This is a genomic window from Streptomyces sp. WZ-12 (assembly GCF_028898845.1).
Lineage (GTDB): Bacteria > Actinomycetota > Actinomycetes > Streptomycetales > Streptomycetaceae > Streptomyces.
Genome location: NZ_CP118575.1, coordinates 76,315 through 93,050 on the forward strand (window position 1 = coordinate 76,315; position 16,736 = coordinate 93,050).

13 protein-coding genes, 1 tRNA gene and 5 pseudogenes are annotated in these 16,736 nt (G+C 63.6%); 10 read left to right on the forward strand and 9 right to left on the reverse strand.

The genetic code is table 11. The features are described 5' to 3' along the window. Nucleotides 1–31 precede the first annotated feature (31 nt). Nucleotides 32–847, forward strand: a complete 816-nt coding sequence (locus tag PV796_RS40465; RefSeq protein ID WP_274919661.1) for an IS3 family transposase — start codon at nucleotides 32–34, stop codon at nucleotides 845–847. A 158-nt stretch (nucleotides 848–1,005) separates the two neighbouring features. On the opposite strand, the gene PV796_RS42525 is transcribed toward PV796_RS40465, so the two are convergent. The 6 genes and pseudogenes from PV796_RS42525 to PV796_RS40485 all read right to left on the reverse strand — a co-directional run bounded on the left by PV796_RS42525 (nucleotide 1,006) and on the right by PV796_RS40485 (nucleotide 6,979). Then, nucleotides 1,006–1,218, reverse strand: a complete 213-nt coding sequence (locus PV796_RS42525) for a helix-turn-helix domain-containing protein (RefSeq protein WP_446750717.1) — start codon at nucleotides 1,216–1,218, stop codon at nucleotides 1,006–1,008. A 721-nt stretch (nucleotides 1,219–1,939) separates the two neighbouring features. Then, nucleotides 1,940–2,671 (reverse strand): annotated as a pseudogene (locus PV796_RS40470) (transposase family protein). Nucleotides 2,672–2,832: 161 nt separating this feature from the next. Then, the gene (locus PV796_RS42530; protein ID WP_446750718.1) at nucleotides 2,833–3,813 is read right to left on the reverse strand and encodes an aldo/keto reductase; all 981 of its coding nucleotides are present in this window, start codon (nucleotides 3,811–3,813) and stop codon (nucleotides 2,833–2,835) included. A 110-nt stretch (nucleotides 3,814–3,923) separates the two neighbouring features. Beyond that, a tRNA-Leu gene (locus PV796_RS40475) sits at nucleotides 3,924–4,008 on the reverse strand. A gap of 1,651 nt (nucleotides 4,009–5,659) precedes the next feature. Next, nucleotides 5,660–6,193 (reverse strand): annotated as a pseudogene (locus PV796_RS40480) (transposase family protein); the annotation flags it as partial. Between the two features lie 18 nt (nucleotides 6,194–6,211). After that, nucleotides 6,212–6,979 (reverse strand): annotated as a pseudogene (locus tag PV796_RS40485) (IS5 family transposase). 159 nt (nucleotides 6,980–7,138) lie between these two features. On the opposite strand from PV796_RS40485, the gene PV796_RS40490 reads away from it, so the two are divergent. After that, complete coding sequence (locus tag PV796_RS40490) at nucleotides 7,139–7,468, forward strand: transposase (protein ID WP_274919487.1); 330 nt, start codon at nucleotides 7,139–7,141, stop codon at nucleotides 7,466–7,468. After that, on the forward strand, nucleotides 7,465–8,376 hold the full coding sequence (locus PV796_RS40495) for an IS3 family transposase (RefSeq protein ID WP_274919488.1): 912 nt from the start codon (nucleotides 7,465–7,467) through the stop codon (nucleotides 8,374–8,376). The genes PV796_RS40490 and PV796_RS40495 overlap by 4 nt, the downstream gene beginning before the upstream one ends. Nucleotides 8,377–8,503: 127 nt before the next feature. Here the strand turns inward: PV796_RS40495 and PV796_RS40500 are convergent. Beyond that, nucleotides 8,504–8,640 (reverse strand): annotated as a pseudogene (locus tag PV796_RS40500) (IS6 family transposase); the annotation flags it as partial. Nucleotides 8,641–8,708: 68 nt separating this feature from the next. Here PV796_RS40500 and PV796_RS42535 point away from each other — a divergent pair. Continuing rightward, nucleotides 8,709–9,787 (forward strand): IS630 family transposase gene (locus PV796_RS42535; protein ID WP_446750553.1). Its coding sequence is split into 2 segments (ribosomal slippage): nucleotides 8,709–9,210 and nucleotides 9,210–9,787, totalling 1,080 coding nucleotides; the frame shifts between segments, so codons are not numbered across the junction. A 14-nt stretch (nucleotides 9,788–9,801) separates the two neighbouring features. Here PV796_RS42535 and PV796_RS40515 read toward each other — a convergent pair. Next, nucleotides 9,802–10,290: pseudogene (locus PV796_RS40515) on the reverse strand (IS6 family transposase); the annotation flags it as partial. Between the two features lie 146 nt (nucleotides 10,291–10,436). On the opposite strand from PV796_RS40515, the gene PV796_RS40520 reads away from it, so the two are divergent. The 6 genes from PV796_RS40520 to PV796_RS40545 all read left to right on the forward strand — a co-directional run bounded on the left by PV796_RS40520 (nucleotide 10,437) and on the right by PV796_RS40545 (nucleotide 15,218). Beyond that, nucleotides 10,437–10,817, forward strand: coding sequence for a hypothetical protein (locus tag PV796_RS40520; protein ID WP_274919489.1), 381 nt, complete (start codon nucleotides 10,437–10,439; stop codon nucleotides 10,815–10,817). Nucleotides 10,818–10,883: 66 nt separating this feature from the next. Further along, nucleotides 10,884–11,192, forward strand: coding sequence for a transposase (locus PV796_RS40525; protein ID WP_274919490.1), 309 nt, complete (start codon nucleotides 10,884–10,886; stop codon nucleotides 11,190–11,192). Continuing rightward, nucleotides 11,192–11,977, forward strand: a complete 786-nt coding sequence (locus PV796_RS40530; RefSeq protein ID WP_274919491.1) for an IS3 family transposase — start codon at nucleotides 11,192–11,194, stop codon at nucleotides 11,975–11,977. Before PV796_RS40525 ends, PV796_RS40530 begins: the two co-directional genes overlap by 1 nt. Before the next feature lie 281 nt (nucleotides 11,978–12,258). After that, nucleotides 12,259–13,854, forward strand: a complete 1,596-nt coding sequence (gene istA, locus PV796_RS40535) for an IS21 family transposase (RefSeq protein ID WP_274919662.1) — start codon at nucleotides 12,259–12,261, stop codon at nucleotides 13,852–13,854. 1 nt (nucleotide 13,855) lies between these two features. Next, nucleotides 13,856–14,596, forward strand: a complete 741-nt coding sequence (istB, locus tag PV796_RS40540) for an IS21-like element helper ATPase IstB (protein WP_274919492.1) — start codon at nucleotides 13,856–13,858, stop codon at nucleotides 14,594–14,596. A 46-nt stretch (nucleotides 14,597–14,642) separates the two neighbouring features. Next, nucleotides 14,643–15,218 (forward strand): hypothetical protein, encoded by a 576-nt coding sequence (locus PV796_RS40545; protein ID WP_274919493.1) that lies wholly within the window; start codon nucleotides 14,643–14,645, stop codon nucleotides 15,216–15,218. A gap of 87 nt (nucleotides 15,219–15,305) precedes the next feature. On the opposite strand, the gene PV796_RS40550 is transcribed toward PV796_RS40545, so the two are convergent. Then, entirely contained in the window at nucleotides 15,306–16,538 is a 1,233-nt protein-coding gene (locus tag PV796_RS40550; protein WP_274919494.1) for a site-specific integrase, read from the reverse strand. Between the last annotated feature and the right edge of the window lie 198 nt (nucleotides 16,539–16,736).

Sequence of the window (16,736 nt, forward strand, 5' to 3'; positions counted from 1 at the left end):
AACCATCTGACCCTCTGTCACCATCCTCCGCATCCCGGGGGAACCTCCGTCGGAACCGACGAAACGCGAGGTCAGACGCGCGGCTTTGGCCGAGAGGGTCACCCACTTCTTCAACGCGTCGGGGAATACGTACGGTTCGCCGAGGATCACGCTGGACCTGTGGGCCGAGGGCTGGCAGGTCTCGGTGAACACTGTCGCCCAGGTGCTGGCCGAGCTCGGGCTCCAGGGCCGCAAACCCCCGCGCCGACGGAAGAACCTGACCCGTCAGGGCAAGCGGAAAGCAGCCCGTGACCTGGTGCTTCGTCGCTTCGACGCGATCGCCCCGGACGTGTTGTGGAGGGGCGATATGACGGAGATCGAAACGGGCGAGGGCAAGCTCTACCTCTCCTCCGTCCATGACGCGTTCTCGCGCCGGGTGCTCGGCTACGCGATGGGTGAGCGGCACGATGCAGCCCTGGTCAGCGTGTCGCTGCAGATGGCCGCCGCGACACGGGGTGGCGCCGTGGACGGCGTGATCTTCCACTCGGACCGCGGGTCGGAATACACCAGCGAGACGTACAACAGCCTGTGTGACCGGCTGGGTGTGGTGCAGTCCATGGGGCGCGTGGGCTCGGCCCTGGACAACGCGGCCGCCGAATCCTTCCACTCCTCGATCAAGGTCGAATACATCCACCGGCACCGCTTCGCCACCCGTGCCGGGGCCCGACTGAAGATCGCCACATGGATCACGGACTTCTTCAACACCCGCCGCAGGCACAGCGCCGCCGGCGGACTGCCCCCGGTGGAGTTCGAACGGACGATCACCGAAGCCCGGATGCGGGCGCACCAGGAAGACCGAGCAGCATAAGGAAGTCCTCCACGTTTCCAGGGGATTGACATACGTGACGTGGAACCGCTCCTCGATCAGCCGGCCGATCCGCGCCAGCGTCCACCGCTGGTCCTCCCAGCCGTGCGCCATCGGACCAGCCCGCAGCAAGTCCTCCAGCTCCGCTTCCTGCCCGGCGCTCAAGTACGAGCTGCCGCCCGACCCTTCGACAGCAGAGCCTCCCGACCGCCCTCGGCCCAGACCCGACGCCACAGGCTGACCGCCTGCGGCGTCACCCCGAGCATGCCCGCGACCCCGCTCTGCCGTATCCCTTGTTCGAATAAATCAGCTGCCCGCATACGCCGCCGCTCGGCCTCAACTGCCCCCAACCGCCTGCGAGTTAGAATCCCCATACACACGGTATGCCGAACAAGGCCAGATCATCAAACGCGCCGTCAAAGATCAGTACTGTGACGAGCAGTACCGGCACATGATGACGCCATCTTGCAACTCCGCTAAGGAGCGTAGACCGCACTCGGGACAAGGCGTATCCAATGAGCGCGGAGCTTCAGGAATATCCACCATACGACGAGCCTTGATGTACGCTATCCATGTGCGCAAAGCGTGCAATCCGCCTTCTTGGGTTTGTACGGCAGCCGGGACATCCCCTGAAAGGAGACGGCATGCGTACTGGAACAAGGGGCCTGGTTGCATAGGTGCGGACGAAATGGCATTTGGCGCAGCGTGCGTAGCCCATGCATAGACGACGTCAACACACCGCCGAGTATGATCGAACAGATTCTCCCGAAATGGCGTGACTATCGTCCTATACTTCACAGGGGTCCGATTTACGGGAAGCTCGGTCGACCTGGGGCGAAGACCAGAGGAAAGTTCCAGGTGTAACTGGACGTACAGCAGGGGAAACTCTTCGAGTATTTTTGCCAGAAATTTCCGGCAAAAAGAACAGAGGAATAGTTGCTGCTCTGTGGCCGATGTCGTCTTGCCACAGACTTGGCACCAGGGCTGCATCAAACCTCCTTGGCTTATTGCAGAACCTGACTCGAAATCAGTGCAGATACCGTTAGACCATCGGATGGTCGGTTAGCTCTATGCCGCAGGCCACATTGAGCCTCTTCAGCGGTGCTTCTCCAAGGTGAGGACGGCTTGGGTCATTGACGTGAGGTGGTTGGGGCTGCAGTGGGCTCGGCGGAAAATGCGCCAGGCCTTGAGGTGGGCGAAGGCCTGCTCGACGGGGCTGCGTAGTCGGGAGTGTGCACGGTTGACGGCCTTCTGTGCGGTGGTGAGCTCGCGTCCGCGGTGGTGTTTGAAGGGTGTGCAGAAGGTTCCGCCGGCGCCTTGATAGGCCTTGTCTGCAAGGGCGGGGATCTTCAGGCGTTCACAGATGGTGATGATGTGGTGGGTTCGGGCGGCGGTGATGTCCACCACTCGGCCGGGCAACGCGGGTGAGAACCACAGGAGTTGACCGCTCGGTCCGGTGACAGCTTGGATATTCACGTCGTGTCGCTTGGCCTTGCTGTCGCCGACGCGGTCGCATTCGGCGAGGGTGCCGTCGACGAGAACGTATTCCGGACGGGCCCGACGCAGAGCCTGGGTGAGGGATGACGCCCGGGAGGCGAGGAGCTTGATCACGCCGTGTACGTAAGTGTAGGCGGTGCTTCGCTGATGCGGAAGCCGGCCGCGAGCTTGGCGTACGTGGTTTGCTCCCGCAGGTACACCAGCGCCACGATCGCGCGTTGTGACGGCCGCAGTTTGCACCTGCGGTCACCCTCGCGAGTGACGATCAGCATCGTCACCCATGTCCACCAGGGCGTGTGGCAGGTCCAGTGTGGCAGGATAAGTGATCAACAGGGCTCCCTGGCCAGGCGGTTGAGACGTCAGACATCTCGCCCAACAGTCGGGGAGCCTGCTCGTTACGGGCCGACCACCCTCACTCAATCAGTGGCCGAGTTGAAGAAGCTCATTCATTTTCATTCGACACCATCCCTTCGGGGAAATAGAAGCCAGCGCTATGTGGGGGGCGGGAAACATGCGTCGAGAAAATTCAACTCCTCGGGTGTAACCTCGGATGAGGCAACGGCATGGATGGCATCCAGTTGAGTTGCAGTTGCTGGAGTGGTGACTACTGATGTCACGCGAAGATCTCGCAGTACCCAACTCAGGGCGAGTTGATATATGCTTTGTCCGCGAGCCTTAGCTAGTCTAGAAAGAGCGACGCGGGCTCCGCCGTCCGGCCCTACTTCTGAAATTCGAGATAGCGGTGATGTTGCGATACACCCGAGACCGTGCTCTGAAAGGATATCGAGAAGGCCGTGTTCTACCCAACGATTTCCTAGAGAATATGTCGCCTGACACAGAACCGGGGCTGCTCCAATCTCTTTCAGGAGCGTTACCAGGTGATGGGCGGAACTCGGAGCATAGTCAGACAGACCTGCATACAGCGCCTTTCCCTGATTGACGGCAGTGGCGAGCGCTCCTGCCGTCTCCTCCGGTGGGGTAGCAGCATCATATCGGTGCGCACAAAGGACGTCTACATATTCCAGACCAGTCCTGCACAAGAAACCTTCAAGAGACGACAAGATATGCTTTCGAGAGCCAAATCCACTGAGAGGGTCAGCGTGGGTGCATCGCCCTACGTGACACAGGATGAGTATATCGCTTCGCCAACGGCGAAATTCTGCAAAAATGTGACCGAGTTCAGTTTCCCACTGCTTTCCCTGCGGACTAGAGTCAGTTCCTATGGTGAAGCTCGTGAATTCGAGTTCAAGGGCATGCTCTAGCCATGACATCCGCTTGTACGTTTGACCATCGCCGAAATCACTTTGCAGGCTCAGTGAGAAGACAGGCACATGTAGGCCACTAAGTCCGCTGCGCCGCTGGTGCAGTCGCGGCTGATGACCTCTAATAGAAGGGAAACGCGCTGGAGGGATGAAGCAATTCACGGGGACCGACTTCCATTCAATGATGGTTGACTCGGATGGTCGGTGCATACGTCGAAATCCGTGACTGCGTATTTTCTACCGCAGCCTTAACTCCTTTGAGTCGTTATCGCCAACTTAACGGTGACGCCGTAACAGGCCAGAGAGAAGAGTTCACAAAGTGAGCGAGGTGGGATTCGAACCCACATGCCCGTTAGGGCGGCAGATTTTAAGTCTGCTGCGTCTCCCTGTTTCCGCCACTCGCCCTGGCCGCGAGGCTAAGGGGAACCGTGGCGGGCAGAGATGCCTACGGATATCAGTGAAAGCGAAGGAGGGTTTTCGCTGCACTGATAGATGACGCAAGGTGCGAGCGAAAGATCGTGCGAGATCTGCTCCGAGTGCCCGCCCTCCATAATTTGCATTACTATGGAATGTCTCTCGAAAGTGGCGCAATCGGTATAGAATGTGGATAATCGTGCACAGACTTGCGAGTTTAGCCTGCGATAGGCCCGCATCTCCTGGCGGATGCCATCAAAGGTCGAGAGGGCGCAGCTCCTCTGATTGGCTAGCTGTTCCATAACTGCCTCCAGGTCAGTTCGGTAGGATAGCCGTCGGCACACTCTCCCCGCCACCCTTGCGCGAGTTGAAAGGTTGTACAGGCGGCGCGTACGTCTTCGTCCCACCTGCATGCGCGATGCGTCTCATCAAGATCACCCAATCCAGTACCGGGGTAAAAACCGTGGTGGGCCAGCCGTAGCCGCAGGAGCAACACCCACACGTTTTCGCTTCTTGGTCCGAAAACTTCGCGGCCGGGGAATCCGGGTGGTTGAGCGGATTTGGCGGCAATCGCGCCTGTACTGGGGTGAGATGAGATGTATGCCCCGGCTGCGGTGCCATTGATGTCTTGGCCTTCACCATTGACCAGCAACCGCCAGGTCGCCTTATCCATGCCTCTGTGGTGATGGCAGTCCCATCCCTGGGATTGCTGGAAGGCCCAGCAGGCTCTCACATCTGCCGCACACCAACCGCGAAGCAATAAGATATCAAGATAACAGTGGGAAGCTCCACCACGCTCCATGAGCATGGCACGAGCACAGGTGACAAAAGCGTTCTCTGCTCCAATCTGAAAGAAATGATCACCAGGGAACTCGCCCCAAAAATTAGTATCGCGAAGCGGCGATTGGTAGGCGCATGCCGAGGCACGTGAACATCCAGGCAGAAGGGCAAGAATTCTTGCCATCCATGACGAGGCCATCTAACCACTCCTTTGCGCGCACAGGGAGCTAGCTGTAGAAGAAGTTGCTTCACGTAAATGCTGGCGCAGCTCCCTCAAAGTCGAATGCGACATTTTGACCAAAGGTCAACTGTGTGGCCCTCCTGAAGTACTGGCCAGGTCGGAGCATAGATTGACATCTGAATCGAGAGAGAATTTCACCCGCCTGTCACGCGACCCTGAGGTTACGAGCCATATACCTCTTTAATTCCTCTACTGCGGATATCGCCCCTGATCGGAACTTCAGATTGCTGAAGTGTCGTGAGTCACGATCCATTGTCTGTGTCACATATCTTAGGCTCGGCCGCTCACCTGCGGCTGCTTCGCAACAGTCGGTTCCAAGAAGCCGCAGAACTCAGTATCTATCACCGTACCCATCGTGCGCCCCGGGTACTGGCATGGCAACTGGATCACTACTCGTTGCTCACGTCGGCGACTCGTCCAAAACGCGCGCCACACGCCGCGATCCCCTCTCTGTCATCGTTGTGTGAGACGCCCTGGAACGATCGGTTAAGGGCTCGTCAAGAATCAACGCGTTGCTTCGCGGTCTTTCTGCCGTTGCTGTGGTATGCGCATACCGAGCGAGGTTCGTGACCAACTTGCCCTGAGGTTCGGGGTGTTGTTTCCCCATCTCAATGAGCTTCTTCAGCGGTGCTGCTCCAGAGTGAGGATGGCCTTGGTCATTGACGTGAGTCGGTTGGGGCTGCAGCGGGCTCGACGGAAGATGCGCCAGGACTTGAGTCGGGCGAAGGCTCGCTCATCAGGGCTGCGGAGACGGGAATGTGCTCGGTTGACGTTCTTCTGTTGCACTGTCAACTCGCGGCCGCTGTGCCGTTTGAACGGTGTGTATACGGTTCCGCCGGCTCCTACGTATGCCTTGTCCGCCAAGGTCGGGATCTTCAATCGCTGACACACTGTGATGATGTGGTGGGTCCGCGCCGCGGTGATGTCCACTGTTCGGCCGGGCAGTGCGGGCGAGTACCAGAGCACCTCGCCGGTTGGATCGGTGACGGCTTGGATGTTCACTCCGTGGCGTCTGGCCTTGCCGGAGTAGTCTGCTCGGCTATCTCCGACGCGGTTGCATTCGGCGATCGTGCCGTCCACCAGGACGTACTCGGGCTTGGCTTTGCGAAGCGCTCGGGTCAGGGACGGAGCCTTGGTGGCGAGGAGCTCCGTCACAGTGAGCGTTTTCCATCCTCACTCTGGGCTGGTCAATTGGAGGGTGAGGACGGTCTGGACGAGTTTGGTGATCCGAGTGGTCGAGCACCGCAGTTTGCGAAGAAGGCGCCAGGTCTTGAGGGTTGCGATGGCCTGCTCGACGAGCGCTCGGATCTTCGCGTGGGACCGGTTCACCGCCTTCTGGCCTGCGGAAAGGGTCTCCCATCGGCCCCAGTACGGGATGCGGATGGTGCCGCCGGCACCCCGGTAGCCTTTGTCTGCCAAGCACTTGATCCCGACCTCGGCCAAGGCGTCGACGATGCCGTGTTCACGGGCTGCGCGGACATCGTGGACAGCGCCAGGCAGCGCGGGTGAGGCCCACAGCAGCCGACCGAAGGGGTCAGCGAGGACCTGCACGTTCATCCCGTGTTTCTTGTGCTTGCCGGAGTAGAACGGGCGGTCCGCGGCAATGCGGTCGATCGGCAGGAGCGTGCCGTCCAGGATCAGATATGCCTTCACCGACGCGGTGCGCACCGCGTCGGTGAAGGCTGGGGGCGAGGATGGTCAGGAGCTCGACAGTCTCGGTGACGTAGCGCGGTAGGCCGTCGTGGTTCCGACGCCGAACCCTGCCGCGAGCTGGGCATACGTGTGGCCCACTTTCAGGTGGGCGAGAGTGAGCAGGGCCTGGCGGCCAGCGCTCAGGCGCCGCCAACGCGAGCCGATTTCGTGGCGATGCCGTCGCAACTGCTGGGTGAGGAAGCGCAGGGCAGAGCTGGACACGTCGACGCCCGACGGGTAAACAAGCACGTGAAGCCTCTGGCGGAGCCGGTTCTCTTGGTCGAAAACCCATCTACCAGGGGCCTCACCATGTTGTCAGCCCAACTGCCGGACCGGAACGTCAGGTTGGAAAGGGCTGTCCCTCCCCTCGTAGCGTGGAGTCCGTGATTGCAGGGGAAGTTGGGGTTCATGGGGTCCAAGCAACGGACGTACACGCCTGAGTTTCGTGAGGGTGCTGTACGCATTGTGATCGAGACGGGCAGGTCGATCCCGGAGGTCGCCGAGGAGCTCGGCGTCCACTCCGGCACGCTGCACAGCTGGGTGTCGCGGTGGCGGCGCAACGGGTCGGCGTCGTCCGACCGGCCGGCCGAGCCCGCGCCGGGTGGACGGATGCGCGAGGCCGAGCGCGCCGAGCTGGAGCGGCTGCGGCGGGAGATGTCGGAGAAGAACAAGCGGATACGCGAGCTGGAGATGGAGCGTGATGTCCTCAAGCGATGCATGGTCCTCTGGGTGAAGTGACCGAGACGGACCCGGCCACTCTGGCCGCGTTCATCGGTAACCAGAGGACCGAGCACCGCGTCCCGCACCGTCTGGCCTGCCAGGTTCTGGGGGTGTCGGAGTCCTGGTTCTACAAGTGGCGCGTCAGACCCACCACCGCGCGTGAGGTCCGGCGCGGACAGTTGGCCGACGCGATCACGGGGATCTTCGAGGGCTCCGGCGGCACCTACGGTTCCCCGAAGGTCTGGCTCGTCCTGGTCCGCGCGGGCTGGCGGGTCTCGGTGAACACCATCGCCCGTCTGATGGCCCAACTCGGCCTGGCCGGACGGAAGGTCCGCAGCCGGCGCGGGCTGACCCGGCCCGGCAAACGGCCGGCGGCCCCGGACTTCGTGCGCCGGGACTTCACCGCGGACGCTCCGGACCAGGTGTGGTGCGGTGACATGACCGAGATCACCACCGGTGAGGGCAAGCTCTACCTGGCCACCGTCATCGACCTGTTCTCACGTCGACTGCTCGGCTACGCGATGAGTGCCCGCCATGACGCCGAACTGGTCGTGGCCTCCTTGAACATGGCCGCGGCCACCCGCGGCGGTGATGTGAAGGGCGTGATCTTTCACAGCGACCGCGGCAGCGAATACGTCTCCTGGCGCTTTCGCCGGGCCTGTCGCCGCCTGGGCGTGACCCAGTCCATGGGCCGCGTCGGGTCGTGTTTCGACAACGCCGTCAGCGAGGCGTTCAACAGCGTGCTCAAGGTCGAGTATGTCCACCGGCACACGTTCGCCACCCGCACCGAGGCTCGGCTGCGGATCGCGACCTGGACCACCGGCTTCTACAACACGCACCGACTACACAGCGTGTGTGGGTATCAGAGTCCGATCGACTACGAGCACGACCATCGCACCAACTCCACCTTGGAGCTGGTCGCTTAGAAGATCTCCACAGTTCGAGGGGATTGACAGGTGTGCTGGTCTGGGGATTCGGTTGGTGGGTTGTCAACGGACTTCTGGAGCGGCTCTGATCAACATCTCGGGATGGCCGAGCGTGATTGGCTCATGGGGGTCGGAAGTGTGAGGAGATCTGGGAGAAGCAGGCAAGGGATGTCTGGGCCGCTCCGACGGGGGGAAGTTCTTCATGGCGCGTTCGCGTTGTCTGGTGGGCTGTTGGCTGTTCTCGGCCCGGTTGTTTACTGACTTCGGCTCGTCAGGGTGATCTTTGGCGAAGTCGCTGGTGAGGCGGGCGCGTTGTCTGTATCTCGTGGTGTGTGAGATATGCAGATGGGGGCGGGCTTACCGCTGCGGGACGTCAGCGTCGCGAGGCTGTACGGATGCAGGCGGTCGAGCTGTTCGAGCAGAAGATCAAGCCGCCGGAGGTCGCACGGCGGCTGCGGGTGAGCGTGAAGTCGGCCTATCAGTGGCAGCAGCTGTGGCGTCAGGGCGGCGCCGATGCGCTTGGTTCACGAGGGCCCGGTGGCGGCCGGTGCCGGCTGTCGCCACGCTGCCTGGCGAAACTCGCCGTGTATCTCGACCAGGGTCCGGCCGCGCACGGGTGGGTGGAGGACCAGGTGTGGACCGCGGCGCGAGTGGTCACGCTGATCGGCAGGAAGTTCCACGTCTCCTACAGCGTCTCGGGTGCCACCCGGTTGATGCACCGGCTCGGCTTCTCCCCGCAGGTTCCCGCGCGGCGGGTGGCCGAGCGCGACGAGCAGGCCGTGAAGGTGTGGAAGGAGGCGACCTGGGCGGAGGTAAAAGAGCCCGGGCGGCCTGCGGGGGCTACCTCTGCTTCGAGGACGAAGCCGGGTTCACCCGCAAGCCGCCCAGGGGACGCACCTGGGGCCGGCGCGGTGTGACGCCGGTTGTGACGGTCAGCGGACGACGATCGGGACGCCTGTCGGTGGCCGGGCTGGTCGCCATGCGGCCCGGCTCGCGGACCCGCCTGTGCCACCGGCTGATCGCCCACCCGGCGGGCAAGGGTAAGCGCCGCAGCATGAGCGAGCGCGACTTCATCGCGCTGATCGACGGCGCCCATCAGCTCGTCAAGGCACCGATCGTCCTGGTGTGGGACCGGCTGAACACGCATGTCTCCCGCAGGATGCGGAAGTTGATCGACGAACGGGAATGGCTGACGGTATTCCTGCTGCCGGCCTACTCACCCGATCTGAACCCGGTCGAGTGGGTGTGGGCACACGTCAAACGCAGCCTGGCCAACCTCGCCGTCGTGGCCCTGGACCGCCTCGAGGCACTCGTCCGCAACCGGCTCAAGCGCCTCCAGTACCGGCCCGACACCCTCGACGGCTTCATCGCCGGAACCGGCCTCACCCTCGATGACCCAACATCACCCTGACGAGCCGAGGTCAGTAGGTACTTCGAGGTGCGGTGCTCGACCGAGGGCATGACCTGGCGGTGGGTGGCGTCGTAGGAGCGGAGTTTGTCGGTGACGATCACGCGGGGCAGGTACGCGTACTCCTTGAGGAGCTTGCGGAAGAACCGCTTCGCCGCCGTGGTGTCCCGCTTGTCCGTGACGAGAATGTCGAGGACGTTGCCGTCCTGGTCCACCGCGCGCCAGAGGTAGCGCATCCGGCCGTTGACCTTGATGAACACCTCGTCCAGGTGCCACTTGTCGCCCGGGCGAGGCCGGCGGCGACGCAGTTGTCTGGCGTAGGCCGGGCCGAACGTGGTGCACCAGGCGCGGATCGACTCGTACGAGACGACGACGCCACGCTCGAAGAGGAGCTCCTCGACCTCCCGGTACGAGAGCGGAAAACGGTGATACAGCCACACCGCGTGAGCGATCACCTCGGCCGGGAAGCAGTACCCCTTGTACGACGACGCCCCCTCGGACCCCACGACCGACCCCTCCCACAACGACCCAACATCAAGATCACCTCACGCCACCCACAACAACCCGATAGCGCCCGCGCGGCCTCGAACTGACCACCGAGACCCAACTCGACCGCCGCAACAGCGAACCGACCGTCCCCCACCTGTCCGGCGTGAGCGAAATCGCAGCCATCTTGGACGTCAGCCGGCAGCGCGCCGCCAAGATCACCGCCAACAAGGACTTCCCCAACCCCGTCCAGAACCTCGCCAGCGGACCGGTATTCATCACCGACCAGGTCCACGCCTCCAAGACCCGCTGGACACGCACCACCGGCCGGAGCCTGACCCCCCTCGACCTCACCCCCGTCGAAAACGCGCTCCTCGACGTCCTCGGCGCCACCAGCCGCCAAACCCCCCTCCCCCCTACTCGCCTCCAGCAGCACATCGCGCCCGCGATCACCAAGCTCGACCAGCCCCGCCTGCGCCTCCACTACTCCCCTGCCGCCGCCAACAACCTCGCCGACGAACTGACCCGCGCCCTACAGGAACTGTGAGGTTCCCCCGAGATGCGGAGGGAGTTGACGTGGGGTCAGATGGGTTTCATGAGAGGACCTTCGAGCATGGCTGCCCCGAGAAAATATCCGTTGGAGTTGCGTGAGCGTGCGGTGCGGATGTATTGCACCGCGGATCCGAAGCCGCAGATCAAGCGTCTGGCTGTCGATCTCGGTGTGCATCCCGAAGCCTTGCGGGGCTGGATCCGTCAGGCCGAGGCTGACCGTGGTGAGCGGGAGGACCCGCTGACCACCGAGGAGAAGGAAGAGCTTGCGCAGTTGCGGCGGGAGGTGAAGGAACTGCGCCGCGCGAATGAGATCCTGCGGACCGCCAGCGCTTTTTTCGCCGGCCAGCTCGACCCGACCCGGCCCAGGTGATGGAGCTCATCGATGAGCATCCGCATCTGGGGGTCGAGCCCGTACTCCGGGAGATCTCCGTCCTTTCCGCCACCTACTACCGCTGGCGTCGAGCCGAGAGGGAACCGTGCGAGCGCAAACGTCGCGACGTCGAGCTGACCGAGCAGATCCGCAAGATTCACACGGACTCCGGTGGGATCTACGGCTCTCCCCGTGTACACGCCGTCCTCAAACGCAAGGGCGTCCACGTCGGCCGCAAGCGGGTCGAGCGCCTGATGCGCGAGGACGGTCTGGCGGGCGTGAGCCCTCGGCGCAAGGGGTTCACGCGCCGGGATCCGAAGGCTACCTTGGCCCCGGACCTGGTGGGCAGGGACTTCACCGCGCCGGCACCGAACCGGTTGTGGGTCACCGACCTGACCATGATCCCCACCGGCGAGGGGCCCCTGTGGCTCTCCGCGATCCGCGACGCCTTCTCCCGCCGGGTGGTCGCCTGGGAGACCTCCGCCCACGCCGACGCGGACCTGGTGCTCACCGTGCTGGAGTACGCGCTCGCATCCCGCGAGGTCGAGCCCGGCACACTCATTCACCACGCCGATCACGGCTGTCAATACACGTCCATCAAACTCACAACACGCCCGCTCAGAGCGGGCATTGAGGCATCTATGGGATCGATCGGCGACAGCTTCGACAACGCCCTCGCCAAGAACCTGTGGTCCACGATCAAAACCGAGGGCATCCGCGGCCGCACCTTCACCACCAGGGCCGAAGCCAACCTCGCACTCTTCGAGTACATCGACGGCTTCTAACAACCCCCGCCGCATCCAAAAACGGCTCGGATACCTCAGCCCGATCGAGTACGAGGAAAAGTACTACGCCGAGCAGGCAACGACCGAACGAACTGTGGGCGATCACGAAATTCCGCACCTCAGACGCCCCGTGCGTCACATAATTCCCAGCCCCGCGATCACGGAATTCCCCATGGGGATCGTGATCGCGGTCACAGGGTCCTCGCCGTCTGAAGGCGGACGCTTCCTTCGATCAAGTACGCGGTCGAAGGTGGCGCCAGATGGCAAGGAGAACGTTCAGCGTGGTCGACATCACGGAGATCTACGTCCACTGGTACGCGGGCCGCTCGCGAAGCGAGGTGGCCGCCTCGCTCGGCGTGGACCGCAAGACGATCGGGAAGTACCTGGCGCCGGCGGTGGCCGCCGGGATAACCCCCGGCGGGCCGCCCATGACCGAGAAGGACTGGGCCGAGCTGATCAAGGGCTGGTTCCCCAAGCTCGCGGACAAGCGGCTGCGGCAGATCACCTGGCCCGAGATCGACAAGCACCGCGACTACATCGAGGGACTGCTCGGGACGGTGACCGTCTCGACGATCCACCAACGCCTGCGCGACGAGCACGAGTTGAACGTGTCGGTCGCCTCGTTGCGCCGCTGGGTCAAGGCGACGCTGCCCGAGGAATCGCGCCGCTCGCAGGTCACCGTGTTGCGGGACGAGGTCGAGCCGGGCTCGGAGGCCCAGATCGACTACGGTTTCCTCGGGCAGTGGATCAATCCGCGCTCGGGCAAGCGGCACCGGATCTGGGCGTTCGTCATGGTCCTGGCCGCCTCCCGGCACATGTTCGTGCGTCCCGTCCTTCACCTGGACCAGCACGCCTGGAGCGAGGCCCACGTCGAAGCGTTCAAGTTCTTCGGCGGCACGCCGCTGCGGCTGGTGCCGGACAACTTGAAGACCGGCGTCGAGAAGCCGGACCTCTACGACCCGAAGATCAACCGGTCTTATGCCGAACTCGCCGCGCATTACGGCACGTTGGTGGACCCAGCGAGGGCATTGAGACCCAAGGACAAGCCGAGGGTGGAGCGACCTATGCCCTATATACGTGATTCGTGGTGGAGGGGGCGGGAATTCACCTCTATCGACCAGATGCAGGCCGCCGCGATCGAGTGGTGCACGAACGTCGCGGGGCAGCGGCAGTGCCGCCCGCTGGGCGGGGCCGCACCACTGTCGGTGTTCGAGGCAGTCGAGAAGCCGGTGCTGCAGCCGTTGCCGCCGAGCGCGTTCGTGCTGGCCCGCTGGTCGACGGCGACCGTCGGCCCGGACATCCACATCAAGGTCGGCCGCACCCTCTACTCGGTGCCCTGGAAGCTGATCGGCAAGAAGGTCGACGTCCGCTCCACCGCCACGATGGTGCAGGTCTTCGACGACGGCCAGCTCGTCAAGACGCACGCCGCGCTGGAGCAGGGCAAGCGCACCGGCCAGAACGACTACCCGCCCGAGAAGATCGCTTTCCATATGCGCACCCCGGTCTGGTGCCGCAAGCAGGCAGCCCAAGTCGGCCCGTCCTGCGCCGAGTTGATCGCCGAGCTGCTGGAGATCAATGCGCTCTACCGGCTCCGCGCCGCCCAGGGAGTGCTCGGCCTGAAGGAGAAGTACGGGAGCGAGCGACTGGAGGCGGCCTGCGCGAAGGCCATCACGGTGGGCGATCCGTCCTACCGGACCGTCAAGGGCATCCTGATCGCCGGCACCGAGAGCGACCCGCAGCCCGAGTCCACCGGCGACGGCGGGGCCGCCGCGTTCCTGCACGGGCCGAAGCGGCTCTTCGCGGCCGACATGACCCCCGGCACCGCGAACGGCGACCGCGGCGACCAGGGTCACGGCGACGCGGGAGAGGTGGCCTGAGATGAGCATCATGGACACCGCCCTGCGGGACGCGCTGCGGGCGCTGAAGCTGTCGGGCATGCTCGAAACCCTCGACGCCCGCCTCGCCCAGGCCCACGGCGGCGAGCTCGGGCACCTGGAGTTTCTGCAGACCCTTTGCCAGGACGAGATCACCCGCCGCGAGACCGTCGCGCTCCAACGGCGCCTGCACCGAGCAAAGTTCGAGCAGGCCGTTACACTTGAGGAGTTCGACTTCGCGGCTTCATCGAAGCTGCCCGCGGCCCAGATCCGCGACCTCGCCGCCCTGCGCTGGCTCCACACCGGCGAGTCCGTAATTTTGTTCGGACCCGTTGGCGTCGGGAAGACGCACGTCGCTCAGGCACTTGGTCACCTCGCGATCCGGCAGGGCGCGAACGTCCGCTTCGCCAAGACCAGCCGGGTCCTCGCGGACCGCACCTGGGACAAGCGCATGCGCGAGTTCATCCGGCCCGACGTGCTCATCCTCGACGACTTCGCGATGCGTCAGCTCACCGCGACGCAGGCCGACGACCTCTACGAGCTGGTTTCCGAGCGGCAAGGGCGGTCGCTGATCCTGACGAGTAACAGGGCGCCGAGTGACTGGTATCCGCTCTTCCCGAACCCCGTCGTCGCGGAGTCCCTACTCGACCGGCTCATCAACACCAGCCACCAGGTGATCATGAACGGCCCGAGCTACCGGCCCAACAAACGCCCCCGAGGAGGAGCCACGAAGAAGACAGACTGACCCTCGATCAGATAGACAAGAACCCGGCGAGGACCTGCGGAATTATGTGATCGCGGGGCTGAGGAATATCAAGATCGTTCACACGAACAAACCTGAACACCCATCAACCCATCCCGACCTGCTGATCAGCACCTCCCGCACAGCGGGGGAAGCTCACTTCGGGTCGGAGGTCATTCCGGCACGCACACATGCTGTGGAAGTGGTCATCGAGGCACCGCAGCACAGCGAGGTCGCCATCGTGGCGCTGCGGATTGTGGTCGAGGCCCGGAATCCGATGACGATTGCCGACTCGATGCTCTGCCGGCCGGGCCCGCTTGATCTGCACTTCGAGGTCGATCTCGACGAGGATCCGCCGAACGTCCGGACCGCTGACGGCTCCGATCCTGACGTCCGGTCGCTCGGAACACTACCGCGCGGCGCGAAGGGGCTGTTCACGCTAGTGGCGCGGACCCAGTCATGGGACATCACCTGGCGCCTCCAGGTGGAATGGAAGTGCGGCCAACACTCCGGCGTGTTTACGTCGCCGCAGCTCAGGACTACAGGCGAGACGGGTTGGCGCCGATTCGACCCGACGGGCAAGGCAGAACCAGCCGACCCGAGCCTCCCTGAAATGACCTACTGATGGGGCGTCAGTTCCCCGAAAGGCCGTTCCCGACCGCAGGCATCGTCAGCGACTGAGCCGAATTACATGACCGCCGACATCAGTGGCTCACGGCCCTGCGGGCCGGAGACCCGGCATGCCGAGGGTGACCGGCGCGATGCGAGCCAGTCGCTGGCTCTCTTCGCGTTTCTGACGGAGGAAGGTGAGGGTGAGGTTGATGCCCTCGATCTCTCCGAGCCAGCCCTCCTGCTCGGCACGGGCCCGGCGAGCCAGGAGATCGGTCTCGATCCCGTCGAGGCGAGGCAGCATCTTGGGGTTGATGTTGAGCATGGGACATCGCAAACAAGCGTGTTCATGCTGGCAAGGGGTGCCGTAGGGCCGAGCGCACCCGCCCAGTTCAACCTTTCGGTGGTCGAAGTGCTCTTCAAACCCGCGCCACTCGGTGTCAGTGGTCGGGCGGTACTCGTCTGCGGGGCGGGCCTGGCGGCGCCGGTCGAGAAAGCCCTGATAGTGGCGGACGACGTCTTCGTTGAACACGGCGACGTAGCCACGAGTTGTTTGCAGATTCAAGTGGCCAAGTAGGGCAGCGCCGATGTGGATCGGAAGACCGTGGTTCACCAGATCGGTGGCGAGCAGTCGACGGAAGTCATGTGGGGTGAAGTCGGCGGCGTGGAAGGCAGGATGGTGTTCTGCGAGTTCGCCGCAACGGCGTTTGAGCATGTTAACGACGGTGGTGTCGGAGATGACCTCGTGGTTCGTGCCGATCCGACGTTGGAACAGGAACGGCATGGGAGCGCTGCTGCGGCGCTCGTGAGGGTCGTAGCGCGGTAGCAGTGGGATCGTACGGCCGTCCCGCGTGTGGCGCCGAACGATAGACGCGATGACGCCGAACAGTTCCGCGGACATAGGGATAACGCGTTCCCGGTCACTCTTGGATGGAGCGACTACGAGTAGAGCAATGACTTCCCCGCCCGGCCGTTGGTACTGCCGGATGCTGAGGTGGGTGAGTTCGAGCGCCTCTTCGATACGGACGCCCGAGTGACGGAGGACTTCGACGATCGCCCACTCCCAGAAAGCGGCGTCCTCGGCTGCCGTGACGTTGATGGACTTATCACCGATCTGGTCGCGGACACGGACGTTCGCGTTTCCTCCGAGCCTGACGCGTCGTTCATCGGCCCGGCTCCACAGCCTCTGGTAGATACGGCCGTCGAGGGTGATGGTCGCTCCGCCGGCGGCGGCAGCAGCTTGTCCCAAGAGCGCGTGGAGGTGGCTGTATCGGTTCTCCATGTGTTCCACGAGGGTCGCCAGCAGGGGCTGACGCCGACGGGTGCGATCATCCATACGCTCCTTGACTCGCCGCTTCCGGATTCCGTAGCCCCGGACCTCGGCGTCGGAGATGGGGCAGGGAGCGACCCAGACCGCCCACTGCTCGGGTTCTGCGGCAGCCCAGGCTGCAGATCGGCGTAGAACGCCCGGACGGCTCTGAGGATGGGATCGAAGTCGCGTGCGCCCTTGCCGTCGGAACGCACCGCCGCCCGA